This is a genomic window from Pantoea sp. X-Soil-ISGK-259 (assembly GCF_059730705.1).
This window is the reverse complement of the sequence record NZ_AP035987.1, coordinates 300,974-315,092: the sequence shown is the minus strand read 5'-3', so window position 1 is coordinate 315,092 and position 14,119 is coordinate 300,974. Positions and strand designations below refer to the sequence as shown.

General features: G+C 54.5%; 14 protein-coding genes. 9 read left to right on the top strand and 5 right to left on the bottom strand.

Going from position 1 to position 14,119, the window contains the following annotated elements:
• Window positions 1–72 precede the first annotated feature (72 nt).
• Entirely contained in the window at window positions 73–648 is a 576-nt protein-coding gene (locus AC6I77_RS20680; RefSeq protein ID WP_110411792.1) for a TetR/AcrR family transcriptional regulator, read from the bottom strand.
• Between the two features lie 104 nt (window positions 649–752).
• Here AC6I77_RS20680 and AC6I77_RS20675 point away from each other — a divergent pair, with 104 nt between their 5' ends.
• The 4 genes from AC6I77_RS20675 to cspE (AC6I77_RS20660) all read left to right on the top strand — a co-directional run bounded on the left by AC6I77_RS20675 (window position 753) and on the right by cspE (AC6I77_RS20660) (window position 4,427).
• Window positions 753–1,646 carry an ABC transporter six-transmembrane domain-containing protein gene (locus AC6I77_RS20675; protein ID WP_110411791.1) on the top strand — a complete coding sequence of 298 codons (894 nt, stop codon included), beginning with the start codon at window positions 753–755 and terminating at the stop codon, window positions 1,644–1,646.
• A 259-nt stretch (window positions 1,647–1,905) separates the two neighbouring features.
• The gene (locus tag AC6I77_RS20670; protein WP_003851447.1) at window positions 1,906–3,102 is read left to right on the top strand and encodes an MFS transporter; all 1,197 of its coding nucleotides are present in this window, start codon (window positions 1,906–1,908) and stop codon (window positions 3,100–3,102) included.
• 422 nt (window positions 3,103–3,524) lie between these two features.
• Window positions 3,525–3,737 carry a transcription antiterminator/RNA stability regulator CspE gene (cspE, locus tag AC6I77_RS20665; protein ID WP_003855207.1) on the top strand — a complete coding sequence of 71 codons (213 nt, stop codon included), beginning with the start codon at window positions 3,525–3,527 and terminating at the stop codon, window positions 3,735–3,737.
• Window positions 3,738–4,214: 477 nt separating this feature from the next.
• Complete coding sequence (gene cspE / locus AC6I77_RS20660; protein WP_003855207.1) at window positions 4,215–4,427, top strand: transcription antiterminator/RNA stability regulator CspE; 213 nt, start codon at window positions 4,215–4,217, stop codon at window positions 4,425–4,427.
• 182 nt (window positions 4,428–4,609) lie between these two features.
• On the opposite strand, the gene lplA is transcribed toward cspE (AC6I77_RS20660), so the two are convergent.
• Window positions 4,610–5,626 (bottom strand): lipoate--protein ligase, encoded by a 1,017-nt coding sequence (gene lplA / locus AC6I77_RS20655; protein WP_497817288.1) that lies wholly within the window; start codon window positions 5,624–5,626, stop codon window positions 4,610–4,612.
• Between the two features lie 231 nt (window positions 5,627–5,857).
• Here lplA and AC6I77_RS20650 point away from each other — a divergent pair, with 231 nt between their 5' ends.
• From AC6I77_RS20650 to AC6I77_RS20630, 5 genes are all read left to right on the top strand, one after another.
• Window positions 5,858–6,769 (top strand): DMT family transporter, encoded by a 912-nt coding sequence (locus tag AC6I77_RS20650; protein ID WP_105099830.1) that lies wholly within the window; start codon window positions 5,858–5,860, stop codon window positions 6,767–6,769.
• Window positions 6,770–6,915: 146 nt separating this feature from the next.
• A complete protein-coding gene (locus AC6I77_RS20645) occupies window positions 6,916–8,145 on the top strand; it encodes an MFS transporter (RefSeq protein ID WP_105099716.1) in 1,230 nt (409 codons plus the stop codon).
• A 26-nt stretch (window positions 8,146–8,171) separates the two neighbouring features.
• Window positions 8,172–9,233 (top strand): sugar phosphate isomerase/epimerase family protein, encoded by a 1,062-nt coding sequence (locus AC6I77_RS20640; RefSeq protein ID WP_497817348.1) that lies wholly within the window; start codon window positions 8,172–8,174, stop codon window positions 9,231–9,233.
• 68 nt (window positions 9,234–9,301) lie between these two features.
• Window positions 9,302–10,282 (top strand): LacI family DNA-binding transcriptional regulator, encoded by a 981-nt coding sequence (locus AC6I77_RS20635; RefSeq protein ID WP_105099717.1) that lies wholly within the window; start codon window positions 9,302–9,304, stop codon window positions 10,280–10,282.
• A gap of 163 nt (window positions 10,283–10,445) precedes the next feature.
• A complete protein-coding gene (locus tag AC6I77_RS20630; RefSeq protein WP_003855194.1) occupies window positions 10,446–11,171 on the top strand; it encodes a pirin family protein in 726 nt (241 codons plus the stop codon).
• 39 nt (window positions 11,172–11,210) lie between these two features.
• On the opposite strand, the gene AC6I77_RS20625 is transcribed toward AC6I77_RS20630, so the two are convergent.
• The 3 genes from AC6I77_RS20625 to AC6I77_RS20615 are packed head-to-tail and all read right to left on the bottom strand — an operon-like array spanning window position 11,211 to window position 14,118.
• Window positions 11,211–12,032, bottom strand: a complete 822-nt coding sequence (locus AC6I77_RS20625) for an alpha/beta fold hydrolase (protein ID WP_003855192.1) — start codon at window positions 12,030–12,032, stop codon at window positions 11,211–11,213.
• Window positions 12,033–12,080: 48 nt separating this feature from the next.
• Window positions 12,081–13,709, bottom strand: a complete 1,629-nt coding sequence (locus tag AC6I77_RS20620) for an MFS transporter (protein WP_497817287.1) — start codon at window positions 13,707–13,709, stop codon at window positions 12,081–12,083.
• The gene (locus tag AC6I77_RS20615) at window positions 13,696–14,118 is read right to left on the bottom strand and encodes a DoxX family protein (protein ID WP_497817286.1); all 423 of its coding nucleotides are present in this window, start codon (window positions 14,116–14,118) and stop codon (window positions 13,696–13,698) included. The genes AC6I77_RS20620 and AC6I77_RS20615 overlap by 14 nt, the downstream gene beginning before the upstream one ends.
• Between the last annotated feature and the right edge of the window lies 1 nt (window position 14,119).

The window sequence follows — 14,119 nt, the reverse complement described above, 5'->3', positions numbered from 1 at the left end:
TAATAAACCTTTTATTAACATTTAATTAATATCTGGTCGGTGCCGTCTCGCTAATAAACCGGTTAATCGGGTTTATGACAGGACAGCATCAATAAATTGATTTAAGTCTGCCAGTGCTTCGCGTGCTTTTTTTTCAGAAGGATTGATGGTCAGCAGGTCGGCATAGCCGTTGAGCATGGCGCTGATCTGTCTGGCGGTACGGGGCACGTTACTGCACTGCAATGTCCCATCCGTGACGCCGTCACGAATAATCGCTTCCATCAAACCCTGCCAGGCATCCGTCATCTCATCGGCCAGCGCCGCATAGGCTTCGTTATGTGCAGCCGTCTGCCAGAACGACGCATAGAGTTGCCAGGTTGCATCCGGTGCGCTCGGCAGATGGCTTTCGATAAGCGTCGCCAGCCGCTGGCGGGGTGTGAGCATCTTCAGGGAGTCAGCAAACGTTTCAAAATCCACCTGCATGAAGCGCTCCAGCGCCGCCAGGCAGAGTGTCTGCCAGTTACTGAAATAGTGGTAGATATGACTGCGTGAGATACCCATTGATTCGGTGAGCTCCCGGGTAGTCACTTTTTCAATCCCTTTTTCAATAAACAGGACTATCGCCGCATCCAGTATCCTGGTTCTCAATGCTTCAGCTGACTCTTTCATTATTCTCCCGATAATGGCTACATTGACTTTGAGCGGTTGCTCAAATAGACTGCTTTTTGTACTTGAGCGACCGCTCAATAATAACTATATCAGAAACAGAAACTATGCATTCCTCAAAAACTATCCTTCCTGTTGCGGCTCCCCGCAGCGCTATTCTGACATTAAAAATGCTTGGCCGTCGCCATAGCCGCAAGCTTTTCCTCACGCTGCTACTGGTGGTGGCGGAGAATGTCATGTATCTCCTCTATCCGCTGCTGGCAGGCTTCGCGATCAATGCGATCATCTCCGGCAGGACCTGGCATGCAGTGCTCTATGCCGCGATGGTCTTTACTATGTGGGCCATTGGCGCAGCAAGACGCAGTGTGGATACCCGCACCTTTGCCCGCATTTACGCTGAACTGGCCGTGCCGGTGATTGTGGCGCAGCGCAGCGAAAACCAGAGCGCTTCAACGATTGCCGCGCGGGTGGCGTTGTCACGTGAATTTGTCGACTTTTTTGAGAAACATCTTCCAGTGCTGATAACCTCGCTGGCGTCGATGACCGGTGCCGCCGTGATGCTGCTGGCTATCGAGTTCTGGACCGGCGCAGGCTGTCTGGCGATCCTGCTGTTCTTTGCCTGTTTTCTGCCGGGGTTTACCCGTAAAAACGACGCGTTGTTTGGTCGTCTGAATAACCGGCTGGAGAAAGAGGTGAGCTTTGTCAGCAATGCGAACGCCGCGTCACTTGGCCGTCACTATGGCGTGCTGGCCATCCTGCGCATCCGCCTCTCCGATAGGGAAGCGTACGGTTATCTGGCGATTGGCAGCGTGGCGGCGCTGCTGTTTGCTGCCACCATTGCAGTGATGTCCAGCCGTGGCGGCACTGATGCGGGTCACATCTATTCGGTGATGACCTATATGTGGATGTTTGCCATGAGCCTGGATGATGGTCCACAGCTGCTGGAGAAATACTCCCAGCTGAAAGACATTGGCCGGCGGGTGAATACAGGCACGCAATGACTGGCCCGTAAAGCAATTATGGGCTCTCCAGGCCTGAATGACCTTCGAATCATGAACGTGTTCCCGGCGGTCTGGTTCCAATCTGCAAAGCAGGCATTGCACGCCACTGAATGCTTTTAGTGATCCAGATCACAAAATGGGTTGCTAAGCACGTTCTTCCTTTTTATAGTCAGACCGCTCTATCCGGACGGGAACATGTTCTGCTTTCTCCCTCCGGCTCACTTCCGTTTTTTTCAGTTCAGGCCATTGGGAATCAATTTTGTTAAGAAAAAATCATAAAACCGACGATGCCGGTTTTGTCCGCTGGGCATTACTGGCCCTTGCGCTGGGCGGCTTTGGCATCGGGACGGGTGAGTTCATCATGATGGGCCTGCTGCCGGATGTTTCACGCTCTCTGGCAATCACTGAGCCGCAGGCAGGTAACGCCATTGCCAGTTACGCGCTGGGCGTGGTGGTAGGTGCACCGTTTATTGCGGTACTGGCGGCGCGGATGGCGCGTAAATCACTGCTGCTGATCCTGATGGCGCTGTTCAGCATCGGTAATGTCGCCAGCGCGATGGCTGATAGCTATCACGGTCTGCTTGTTGCGCGTTTCCTCACAGGCTTGCCGCACGGCGCCTACTTCGGTGTGGCTTCGCTGGTGGCGGCATCGCTGGTACCCATTGAGCGACGTGGCCGCGCGCTGGCGTCCCTGATGCTGGGGCTGACGGTAGCGACCCTGATCGGCGTGCCGCTGGGCTCCTGGATAGGACAACTTTTCAGCTGGCATGTGGTGTTCACCTTTGTGGGCGCGATTGGTCTGCTGACCTGCCTGCTGATTGGTCGTTATGTTCCTTATGTCGCAGGCGATGCAGATGCGCATCCGCTTAGGGAACTGGGCGCGCTGAAAAACCCACAGGTGCTGCTGACCCTGCTGGTGGGCGCGGTAGGCTTTGGCGGAATGTTCGCGATCTTTAGTTATATCGCACCGACACTAATTAATATTGCCGGCATCTCACCCTCGTTAATACCCTGGGCGATGGTGGCATTCGGTCTGGGGATGATCATCGGTAATCTGGTCGGCGGCCGTCTGGCGGATGGTTCGGTACTGAATATTATTGGCTGGACGCTGTTATGGAACGTGCTGGTAATGCTGGCCTTCCCGGTGCTGGTTCAGCATGTGGCGACCGGACTGCTGGCGACCTTCCTGATCGGCACCTGTTCGGTGTTGCTGCCGTCGCTGCAGATTCGCCTGATGGATGTCGCCAATGACTCGCAAACCCTGGCTGCCGCAATGAACCACTCGGCGCTAAACATTGCTAATGCCATGGGCGCGTATCTCGGTGGTCTGACGGTGTCGCTTGGCTACGGCTGGATCTCTACCGCCTGGGTGGGCGTTGCGCTGGGTGTTGCCGGTCTTATGGTGTTTGTCATGACAGCGAGACATGCTGCCCGTCAGCAGACACAACTGGCCTGATATAAAGAGAAGAGGGTGCAGCGATACATTTTATCGCTGCGCGTTATTCACACTATTACTCGTATCATTTTTCAACATTGATTGTCAGCAAGGCCTTTTACTCTGATCGTTCAATGAAGATTATCATTCTGCCTGACTGAAAATTTCAAAAGGCTAAGAAAATCAATAAAGGCGGTCCGGACGTCTGGATGTTAAAAGTAAATTAAAATAATGTTTGCTATAGTCGATAAGGTCTGGCTTAATAGCGTCATCGGTTTGGAACACAGACCTTATCAAAGCAGTTTTAGTAAAGCAGTCCTCAGTGTAAGCGATATCTCAAGATACCCCTTCTTTGTGAGTCTCCTCCTAAAAGCCTGGTAAGTTACCTTCTGAAAGACAGGCCATCTTCGCCACGTAGTGGCTCATAAATTAAGGAAATATCGATGTCTAATAAAATGACTGGTTTAGTAAAATGGTTTGACGCTGGTAAAGGTTTCGGTTTTATCTCTCCTCAGGACGGCAGCAAAGATGTATTCGTACATTTCTCTGCAATCCAGAGCAACGATTATAAAACTCTGGACGAAGGCCAGCAGGTCGAATTCACAATTGAAAACGGCGCTAAAGGTCCTTCAGCGGCAAACGTAGTCCCTATGTAAGCCCTGATTATCAATGATGCTTATAATCGCTACGACGGCAACAGCCTGAGCAGATAAGCCTGAAATTGATAATTAATAAAACCCGCCTTGTGCGGGTTTTTTGCGTTTTATTACGGCTTAATCAATAAAAGTTTATTTTTTATGCTGCTTCATTTGTTGTGCGTTAAATAAGCAGTTAATGAAAGCAATAATAACGGACAGGATCAAATGAGACGGAACACTATAAGGGCTCCGGACGTCTGGATGTTAAAAATAAATTAAAACAATGTTTGCTAAAATAGGTAAAGCGTGGCTTAATAGCGTCATCGGTTTGGAACACAGACCTTATCAAAGCAGTTTTAGTAAAGCAGTCCTCAGTGTAAGCGATATCTCAAGATACCCCTTCTTTGTGAGTCTCCTCCTAAAAGCCTGGTAAGTTACCTTCTGAAAGACAGGCCATCTTCGCCACGTAGTGGCTCATAAATTAAGGAAATATCGATGTCTAATAAAATGACTGGTTTAGTAAAATGGTTTGACGCTGGTAAAGGTTTCGGTTTTATCTCTCCTCAGGATGGCAGCAAAGATGTATTCGTACATTTCTCTGCAATCCAGAGCAACGATTATAAAACTCTGGACGAAGGCCAGCAGGTCGAATTCACGATTGAAAACGGCGCTAAAGGTCCTTCAGCGGCAAACGTAGTCCCTATGTAAGCCTTAGTTATCAATAACGCTTACAATAGCGATGACGGCAACAGCCTGAGCAGATAAGCCTGAAATTGATAATTAATAAAAACCCGCCTTGTGCGGGTTTTTTGCGTTTGTCTTTTACGGAATGCTGTTAAGGAGAAGATGGCCCGCGACAGATTTCTAAACGGGCAAATGAAAACAACTGTTCAGCGTAGGCTGGCGACCAGCCAGTGCTGCAATTCTGTCAGCTCTGCCTGTTGCAACGGGAAATCCGCAACCAGCTGACTCAGTACCGGTTCAAGGGCGTCTGGGCGGTAAGTGACGTTTTGCATCCGTTGCGCCAGTGCTTCAAGCGGCGCAGGATTGAGACTGTCGCTGAAAATCTGACAACGAGTGATCACGCCACGTTCAACATCGAAGTGGATTTCCACACCGCCCCAGGCAAAACGCTGGTCAAGCAGATGCGAGAAGTCAGGTGCCTGACCGAAATTCCACGCCCAGCTACTCTGCCGCGCGAACTGTTCTGTGAAACCCGGCAGGTCGGGCAAGGCTTCAGGCGAAATCATCTCTGGTTCACAACGTTCTCCGTAATGATCGAAAAAGGCGTCAGTCACTGCTGAGCAGATCGCCTGATAGCTGATACCCGGTGCTAATTCTGCCAGATTGGTTACCCTTGCGCGGACCGACGTAATCCCTTTGGCCTGCAATTTTTTCACATCAGGATTAAGGTAGTCCGCCAGCCTGCTTAGATCGGCATCCATCAGGATAGTGCCGTGATGAAAACCCCGGTCCGGTGTTTCGCGGTAGGCGGAACCGGAGATTTTACGCAGTCCCTCAGCGGTGTTGACCACTAAATCGTTACGTCCGGACGCTTCCGCCGGGACATCCAGCGCGTTAAGTGCACGCAGGATAATGGCGGTCGAGACGCTTTTATCATACTCCGGCTTGCCAGCCATGAAGGTAAAACAGCAGTTGCCGAGGTCGTGAAATACCGCGCCACCGCCGCTGCTGCGACGCGCCAGCAGGATACCATCTTCTTCCATACGTCGCGTGTTGCACTCTTTCCACGGATTTTGCGCCCGTCCGATTACCACCGTTTCCGCATTACGCCACAAAAATAGCACGCGCTGGGTGGCGGGCATCTGCCGGAAAATGCACTCTTCTACCGCCAGATTAAACCAGGGGTCGTTAGATTCAGATAGCAGTAAACGCAGCGTGGACATCGGAGACTCCTGTTCCTTAGAGAAGCGGCCCATAGAGCAGGGCAGAAGGAAGAGTGTACCAGCAGGGACGCCGATCCACATGCCAGTTCATGCCGTGACGCGACGGCAAAAAAATATAAAATGCCGTCTGTAACGCAATCACGGCAGATCACAGCATCGCATTGTGCCAGTATGGTGGTTGAGAGTGCTGATTCTCCTGCTAATTTTCCCCATGATGAGATCAAAAACCCTATGAACGCTTCCGCTGGCATAGCGATGAAGATCACAGCTGCGTTAAGTTCAACGCTGATGCTGGCTTGTGTAAAAGGACTGGATGGCGCAATCCCGGTCGGTGAAGTGATATTTTTCCGTTCGGTGCTGGCATTGGTTCCACTGTTAATCTGGCTAGGTTTTCAGGGCAGCATCCTGGATGGCATTCGCACCCGGAATATCCGCGGACATTTTGTGCGAGGACTGGCCGGAACCGGCGGCCTCTATTTCAGTTATCTGTCGCTGCTCTACATTTCCCTGACCGATGCCACTGCGATTAACTATGCTGCGCCGCTTTTTACCGTGCTACTGGCGGCATTGTTTCTGCGTGAAAAAGTCCGGCACCATCGCTGGGTGGCGGTTTTCACCGGTTTTAGCGGCATCCTGGTGATGTTCTCCGGGCATCTTACCCTGACGAGTCAGGCCACATTCTCGCTCTCATCCTCAGTGGGCATTCTGCTGGCGTTAATGGCAGCCTTATGTACTGCCTGTGCGCTGGTTCAGATTCGGTTTCTTAACGGGAAAGAGAAGCCCGGTGCTATCGCATTCTGGTTTGCTGTCACCACGGCGCTAACGTCGCTGGTTACGCTTCCGGGCGGCTGGAAAGTCCCTCAGGGTAACCAGCTGGCATTACTGGTGGGATGTGGACTGCTGGGCGGTATCACGCAGATCCTGATGACTCTGAGCCTGCGGTACGCCGAAGCCTCACTGCTGGCGCCGTTTGATTACACGACGTTGATCTGGTCGGTGGCGGTGGGCTATCTGCTTTTGGGTAATCTGCCGACTTCCACCACCGTTATCGGTGCAATTCTGGTGGTGATCGGCGGTCTCTATTCGGTGTTGTATGAGCGATATCGCTTCCGGAAAGCGCGGGTGGTTGATGCCACCGGTTGACCTCACGACACCGTCGTCTGGCATCGTTGATACCCGGATGATAACGCAGGGTGAATAATTTGTGATCGGGGCAGGAGAACCTGTTACGGTAATCGATTACTTTCACACCATCAAAAAGTAATCGATTACTTATTCACGAGGTTCCCATGATTACAACGGTGCAGGCGCGCGCAGGCCAGCGGGTGCAGCATAAGCTGCTGGTGCCGCGACTCTCTCTCATGATGTTTATGCAGTTTTTTATCTGGGGCAGCTGGTCGGTCACGCTGGGGCTGGTGATGACCCGACACAATATGCCGTTGCTGATTGGTGATGCGTTTTCAGCTGGACCTATCGCCTCAATTCTCTCGCCGTTTGTGCTCGGCATGCTGGTGGATCGCTTTTTCCCTTCGCAAAAAGTCATGGCCGTGATGAACCTGGCGGGCGCAGCCATCCTCTGGTTTGTGCCACAGGCGCTGATTGCGGAGAACGGCGCGCTGCTAATCGCACTGTTATTTGGCTATACGCTCTGCTTTATGCCGACGCTGGCACTCTCAAATAACATCGCCTTTCACAGCCTCGCCAGCAGTGAGCGGAGTTTCCCCATCGTCAGAGTCTTCGGCACCATCGGCTGGATCGTGGCGGGGATCTTTATCGGCGTGACCGGCATTGCTGACAGCGTGGCGGTGTTTCAGCTGGCGGCGCTCTGCTCGATACTGCTGGCGATTTACAGCCTGACGCTGCCGCATACGCCGGCACCAGCCAAAGGTTTGCCGTTGAAAGTCCGCGATCTCTTCTGTGCGGACGCCTTCGCACTGCTGCGACAGCGTCATTTCATGGTCTTTGCTCTGTGCGCCACGCTGATTTCCATTCCGCTGGGCACCTATTACGCCTTCACCGCCTCGTGGCTGGCGGATGCCGGTATCCGGGACGTCAGCACGCTGATGTCACTGGGACAGATGTCTGAAATTCTGTTCATGCTGATCATCCCGCTGCTGTTTCGTCGCCTCGGCGTCAAAACCATGCTGCTGATTGGGATGATGGCGTGGTTTGTTCGCTACGCCCTGTTCGCGCTGGGCATGAGCGATGAGACGCGCACGCTGATCTACCTCGGCATCCTGTTGCATGGTGTCTGTTACGACTTTTTCTTCGTGGTGGGATTTATCTACACCGATCGGATTGCCGGTGAAAAGGTGAAAGGTCAGGCGCAGAGCATGGTGGTGATGTTCACCTACGGCATTGGCATGCTGCTGGGATCCCAAATCTCCGGTTCTCTGTACAACCATCTGGTGGCGGGCAATGCCACAGCCCAGAGCTGGGCGTTATTCTGGTGGATCCCCGCGATTGCTGCAGCGCTGATTGCGATTATCTTCTTCTTCTCGTTCAAATACCGTGATTAGGCAATAGCAGGACACAGGAGTTAATGATGAGAACAATTAAGGGACCGGGCATCTTCCTGGCACAGTTCATCACCCCGCAGCCGCCGTTTAACTCGCTGGAGGGGCTGGGGAAGTGGGCCGCCGGGCTGGGATATCAGGCACTGCAGATCCCCTGTCATCAGCCTGCTATTTTCGATCTTAAAAAGGCGGCGGAGAGTCAGACGTACTGTGACGAGGTGCGAGGGGTGCTGGCCGGTTTCGGACTGGAGATCAGCGAGCTTTCTACCCATCTTGAAGGTCAACTGGTAGCGGTTAATCCGGCCTACGAGCTGGCATTTGATAATTTTGCCCCGGCGGCATTACGTGGCGATCCGGCCCGGCGCACTGAGTGGGCTATTGCCACACTGAAGAGGGCTGCGGCTGCCTCAGAGAAGCTCGGCCTGCGTGCGCATGCCACGTTCTCCGGCTCGCTCGCCTGGCCCTGGTTTTACCCGTGGCCACCGCAGCATGACGCGCTGTTTGATGAGGCGTTTGCTGAGCTGGCGCGCCGCTGGCTGCCGGTGCTGGATATGTTTGACCATCACGGCATTGACCTCTGTTATGAAATTCATCCCGGCGAAGACCTGCATGACGGTGTCACGTTTGAGCGTTTTCTGGCGGAGGTTAATCACCACCCGCGCTGCAATATCCTGTTCGATCCCAGCCATCTCCTGCTGCAACACATCGATTATCTGCAATTCATCGACCTTTATCATTCGCGCATCAAAGCCTTTCACGTTAAGGATGCTGAGTATCAGCTTAACGGGCGCAGCGGCGTTTACGGCGGCTATCAGCCCTGGCTGGCCCGCGCCGGACGGTTTCGATCGCCTGGCGATGGTCAGATCGACTTCAGCCGTATCTTCAGCAAGCTGGCGCAGTATGGCTATGACGGATGGGCAGTACTGGAGTGGGAGTGTTGCCTGAAGGATAGCGAGACGGGTGCGCGTGAAGGCGCGGAGTTTATCCGCCGGCATATCATTCCGGTGTCTGATCGCGCTTTTGATGATTTTGCTCTGGCAGAGAACGGCCCATCAGTACGCCATCAGTTGGGCCTGGATCGTGACACCTGAGGCCATTTTGCAGATTCAGCGGCTGTGTTATGTGGGCGATCTGCACGGATTCAAACAGAAGGAGCGCTATGTCTATACAGAGAATCGCCCGGATGGCGGGCGTCTCGGTCGCTACCGTTTCAAGAGTGCTGAATAACAGCGACAGCGTGAAACCAGCTAATCGCCAGAAAGTCCTCGCGGCAATTGAAGAGAGCAACTATCAGCCCAATCTGCTGGCACGTCAGTTGCGTACAGCGCGCAGTTCAATGATCCTTGTGCTGGTTTCAGATATCTCCAACCCGTTTTGCGCTGAGGTTGTCAAAGGCATTGAGGAGCAGGCGGAGAAAAACGGCTATCGCATCCTGTTATGTAACTCCGGCGCGGACATCGCCCGTTCACGGTCCAGTCTGCAACTGCTCTCCGGCAAGATGGTGGATGGCATCATCACCATGGATGCCTTCAGCAAACTCCCGGAACTGAGTCAGCTGATAGGTTCGGCACCCTGGGTTCAGTGCGCCGAACATGATGATAACGGCCAGATCTCCTGCGTCGGCATTGATGATGAAGCCGCTGCGCAGTCCGTGGTGCACTATCTTGCCAGGCAGGGACGAAAGCGCATCGCGCTGATCAATCACGACCTGAGCTACCGTTATGCCCGCCTGCGTCAGCAGGGCTACACCACAGAGCTTGATGAACAGCAACTGAGCTGGCAGGCCATCGCGTATGCCAGTGCACTGAGTTTCAGTGCCGGTAAAGCAGCAATGAATCAACTGCTTGCTGCTGAAAGCCGGCCTGACGCGGTGTTTGCGGTTTGCGATACGCTGGCCGCCGGTGCGATGGCGGCGATTCAGCAGGCGGGACTGCGGATCCCTCAGGATATCGCCGTGGTGGGGTTTGACGGCAGCGAACTGGCCAGCATGGTCTCACCCCCGCTGACCACACTGGCTCAGCCCTCAAAGGAGATTGGTCGTCGCGCCTGTGAGCTGGTGTTGCAGAAAATTGCCTGGCCCGACGCGCCGCCGCAATCTGTGATTATGCAGGGTGAGCTGGTGGTGCGAGCCAGCAGCTGAACGCCTCACCCGCATACCCTTCATCGGGATATTGTCGCTCATATTGTCCACCTAAATGAGACAGTGATTGCCAGATCAGGTCATTGTGTGGCACTCAGGTTTACTTATATGCTGTTTCCATCGAAGGGCATTCGCACTTCCCGAATCAACGAAGGGGCAGAATATGATTGAGCAAAGATTGTCAGAGCAACGCGGTGTGGGCGATCACGGCTGGCTGAATTCACGTCACACCTTCTCTTTTGCAAACTACTGGGATCCGAAACAGGCGGGCTTCTCCGATCTGCTGGTGATTAATGATGACCGGGTTGCCAAAGGACGGGGTTTTGGCGCCCATCCGCACAGCAACATGGAGATTATCTCTTATGTGCTGGAAGGGGCGCTTGAGCACAAAGACTCAATGGGAACCGGTTCGGTGATTGTCCCTGGCGATGTGCAACTGATGAGTGCCGGTAGCGGTGTGACCCACAGCGAGTTCAACCACTCCGGCACCGAGGGTGTGCATTTCCTGCAAATCTGGGTGGTACCCGCAGAGAAAAACACTCCGCCAGGTTATCAGCAGATCTCCGTCAGCGAAGCAGATAAGCGCGGTAATCTGCGGCTGATTATTTCGCCGGACGGTGAAAATGGGGCATTACGGGTACGCCAGGATATTCGCATCTATGCAGGACTGTTCCAGGGCGATGAGCAGCAGACTATTACACTCCCGGACGATCGCTACGCCTATATTCATGTGGCGCGTGGCAGTGTCAGAGTCAATGGCCTGCAGTTTAATGCCGGAGATGGTGCGCGGGTTCGCGACGAGAAAACGCTGTCGTTCAGTCATGGTGAAGGCGCAGAGGTGCTGTTATTCGACCTGCGTCCGAATGAAGTGAATCATCCAACCCGATAAAACGAAAACTGCGCGGCGAAAGTCGCGCAGTTTTTTGCATCACTGCGCGTTAAGGAACGCCAGCAGATCCTGATTCAGCTGATCCTGATGCGTCACGGCGAAACCATGTGGCGCATTGTCATAGATCCTGAGTTCAGCACCCTCAATCATCTCCGCCGCAACCTTGCCGGTGGTTTCAAACGGCACGACCTGGTCGTTGCTGCCATGAATGACCAGTGTCGGCACATTCACTTTCGCCACGTCGGCACGGAAATCGGTCTCCGCGAAGGCGGTCACGCAATCCACGGTACTTTTGAGTGAGGCCAGCAGCGCGATGTTCAGCGTCTGCGTCATGACACCATCGGAGACGGTCTGTCCGGCATTAGTGCCGTAGAACGGCGTCGCGAACTCTTTGATAAACTGCGCGCGATCCTTGAGCAGGCCATCACGAATGCCTTCGAACACCGACATATCGACACCCTGCGGATAGTCTGCCGTTTTGCCAAAGATAGGTGTAACGGCACCGAGCAGCACCAGCGCCCCGACGCGATCGCTGCCATAGCTGCCGATATAACGCGTGACGTCACCGCCACCCATAGAGAAGCCCACCAGCGTCACGTTCTGCAGGTCAAGATGGGTGATCAGGTCGTTGATGTCCGACGCAAAGGTATCGTAGTTATTGCCGTTCCAGGGCTGATCTGAGCGGCCAAAGCCACGGCGGTCAAATGCAATCACCCGATAGCCATGGTCGGCCAGAAAGTTCATCTGGCTGTCCCACATGTCGGCATCCAGCGGCCAGCCGTGGCTGAACAAAACAGGCTTACCGGTTCCCCAGTCTTTAAAGTAGATCTGTGTACCGTCGGTCGTTTTAAAGGTGCTCATGGTATTGCCCTCTGTATGACGTGATGAATGATGAGAAGGTGTAGCCAGTCACACTGGCGCCACCAGATAGCGAACCTCGGGGAGATTTTCACCCTGATGAAAAGCGAAAACCCGCCGCTCTATCTTTTTGTCGTTGATGGTGTAGCGCTCTTTCTGACGCAGATGCTCGACCCAGGAGCCGACCACAAACGTCTCGACGAAAATACCGGGCTGCAGGATATCTTCATAAAGTGACCAGTTGATGGCGCCACCACGACGTCTGACCCGCCGCATATCCTGCATGCAGACGGTAAAGGCATGTGCATCATCAATAGTAATCCGGTATTCGTAATTTACCATCACTGGCCCTCGTTCATGACGGATATCCAGTGCAGGCGCATTAACGCCATCGCCAACCATATCGAGATTGAGATCGGGATCCTGATCGAGACGCCAGCGCCAGACGGTGCTGCTGGCGAGCACCATCCCCAGCGCGGCGACGCAGAGCGACAGCGGAATGCCGAAGTGCGAGGCGAGCTGTCCCCAGAGGGCGCTGCCTGCGGTCATCGATCCAAAGAACACCGTCAGATAGACCGCCAGCGCACGCGCTTTCACCCATTTCGCGGCGCTACGCTGTGCGCCAAGATTCAGCGTCGACAGCACCGCGATCCAGGCAAAGCCGGTGAAGAACTCAAACGCATTCAGCAGCCAGAAGTGCCGCACAAAGGCCAGCGCCAGCATGGTCAGGGCGAAGAGAAGACTGGCGAGCACCATCAGGCGATCGGAGCTTAAGTGACGACGCAAACGCGGCAGCAGCACCGCGCCGGTAATCGCGCCGACCCCGATGCAGGCCAGCATGATGCCGTAGCCGCCAGGGCCGAGGCCCAGTTCACGACGTGCCACCAGCGGCAGCAATGCCCAGCCCGCGCTGCCAAACAGGAAAAACGAGAAGGTTCGCACCAGCACGTTACGTAAGACCGGTGCCGCATGAACGTAGCGAAGACCTGCCCGTACCGCCGGGAAGAAGTGTTCGGGCGGAAGACGCTGGACGCTCGGCTCCGCTTTCCAGCGCCAGAGCACCCAGGTGACACCCAGCACTGACAGTGCATTAAGCAGGAAGACCATCCAGGGGCCGGCGAACGACAGGATCAGGCCACCCAGTGCCGGTCCGATAGCGCGACTGATATTAATGCCCAGGGAGTTAAGGGCAATGGCAGGCCCGAGCTCCGGTTTGGTCACCAGATCCGGCACGATCGCCTGGAACGGCGGCGAACTCATGGCGGCACCCGCGCTCAGCAAAAAGGCAGCGGCCAGCAGCACGCCGGGTGTCACATGGCCTGTCCACGCCAGTACAGTCAGCCCGGCGGCGGCGGTAAACGTCCACAGTTGGGAAAACAGCAAATATTTACGGCGGTCAACGATGTCCGCCATCACCCCGGAGGGCAGTGCAAAGAGAAACATCGGCAGGCTGCTGGCTGCCTGCACCAGCGCCACGGCCAGAGGATCGGCACTCAGCGTCAGCATGGTCCAGTTCACGCCGACATCATTCATCCATGATCCGATATTTGAAACCACAGTGGCGATCCATAACATACGGAACACCGGCTGACGCAGTGGCTGTAACGGCGAAACCTCATTAGTGGGCCGTACATCAGGCTGTTCCTGCTCAACCTGATGAATATCATTAACCTGTGCCATAACGCCTCCCCTTAGGTTTCGCTGCGCCGATGCGCCAGCCGCCTGGCCCGGTCAGCGCCAGCGTGGTAAAGATAATCAGCAGCAGCCAGCCGAACTGGCCTTCCGCCAGTGACCAGCCAGGGTGGACTACCAGCATTGCAACCAGCAGTACCGCGATAATCGGCAGACAGGCAATCCGGCTTCCCCAGCCGATAATAATGAAAATCGGGCAGATGACTTCCGCCACGATAGCGGGCAGCAGGCTCATCATCGGTCCCAGCCCGAAGGGATCTTCGATGCGCGTCAGTTCTTCGCTGAAATGCAGAATTTTCGGCAGCCCATGTACCTGTAACAACAGCAGGCTGCCGGTCAGGCGCAGGAAGAACAGCCCCGCGTTGATGCGGGGCGAAAGAGCGGTAGCATAGTTCATG

Excerpts from the sequence above, each read along its gene's own strand:
- cspE (WP_003855207.1), top strand. The coding sequence starts at position 4,215 with ATGTCTAATAAAATGACTGGTTTAGTAAAATGGTTTGACGCTGGTAAA.
- AC6I77_RS20625 (WP_003855192.1), bottom strand. The coding sequence starts at position 12,032 with ATGAGCACCTTTAAAACGACCGACGGTACACAGATCTACTTTAAAGAC.
- AC6I77_RS20630 (WP_003855194.1), top strand. The coding sequence starts at position 10,446 with ATGATTGAGCAAAGATTGTCAGAGCAACGCGGTGTGGGCGATCACGGC.
- AC6I77_RS20640 (WP_497817348.1), top strand. The coding sequence starts at position 8,172 with ATGAGAACAATTAAGGGACCGGGCATCTTCCTGGCACAGTTCATCACC.
- AC6I77_RS20680 (WP_110411792.1), bottom strand. The coding sequence starts at position 648 with ATGAAAGAGTCAGCTGAAGCATTGAGAACCAGGATACTGGATGCGGCG.
- AC6I77_RS20615 (WP_497817286.1), bottom strand. The coding sequence starts at position 14,118 with ATGAACTATGCTACCGCTCTTTCGCCCCGCATCAACGCGGGGCTGTTC.
- cspE (WP_003855207.1), top strand. The coding sequence starts at position 3,525 with ATGTCTAATAAAATGACTGGTTTAGTAAAATGGTTTGACGCTGGTAAA.
- AC6I77_RS20645 (WP_105099716.1), top strand. The coding sequence starts at position 6,916 with ATGATTACAACGGTGCAGGCGCGCGCAGGCCAGCGGGTGCAGCATAAG.
- AC6I77_RS20650 (WP_105099830.1), top strand. The coding sequence starts at position 5,858 with ATGAACGCTTCCGCTGGCATAGCGATGAAGATCACAGCTGCGTTAAGT.
- AC6I77_RS20675 (WP_110411791.1), top strand. The coding sequence starts at position 753 with ATGCATTCCTCAAAAACTATCCTTCCTGTTGCGGCTCCCCGCAGCGCT.
- lplA (WP_497817288.1), bottom strand. The coding sequence starts at position 5,626 with ATGTCCACGCTGCGTTTACTGCTATCTGAATCTAACGACCCCTGGTTT.
- AC6I77_RS20620 (WP_497817287.1), bottom strand. The coding sequence starts at position 13,709 with ATGGCACAGGTTAATGATATTCATCAGGTTGAGCAGGAACAGCCTGAT.
- AC6I77_RS20635 (WP_105099717.1), top strand. The coding sequence starts at position 9,302 with ATGTCTATACAGAGAATCGCCCGGATGGCGGGCGTCTCGGTCGCTACC.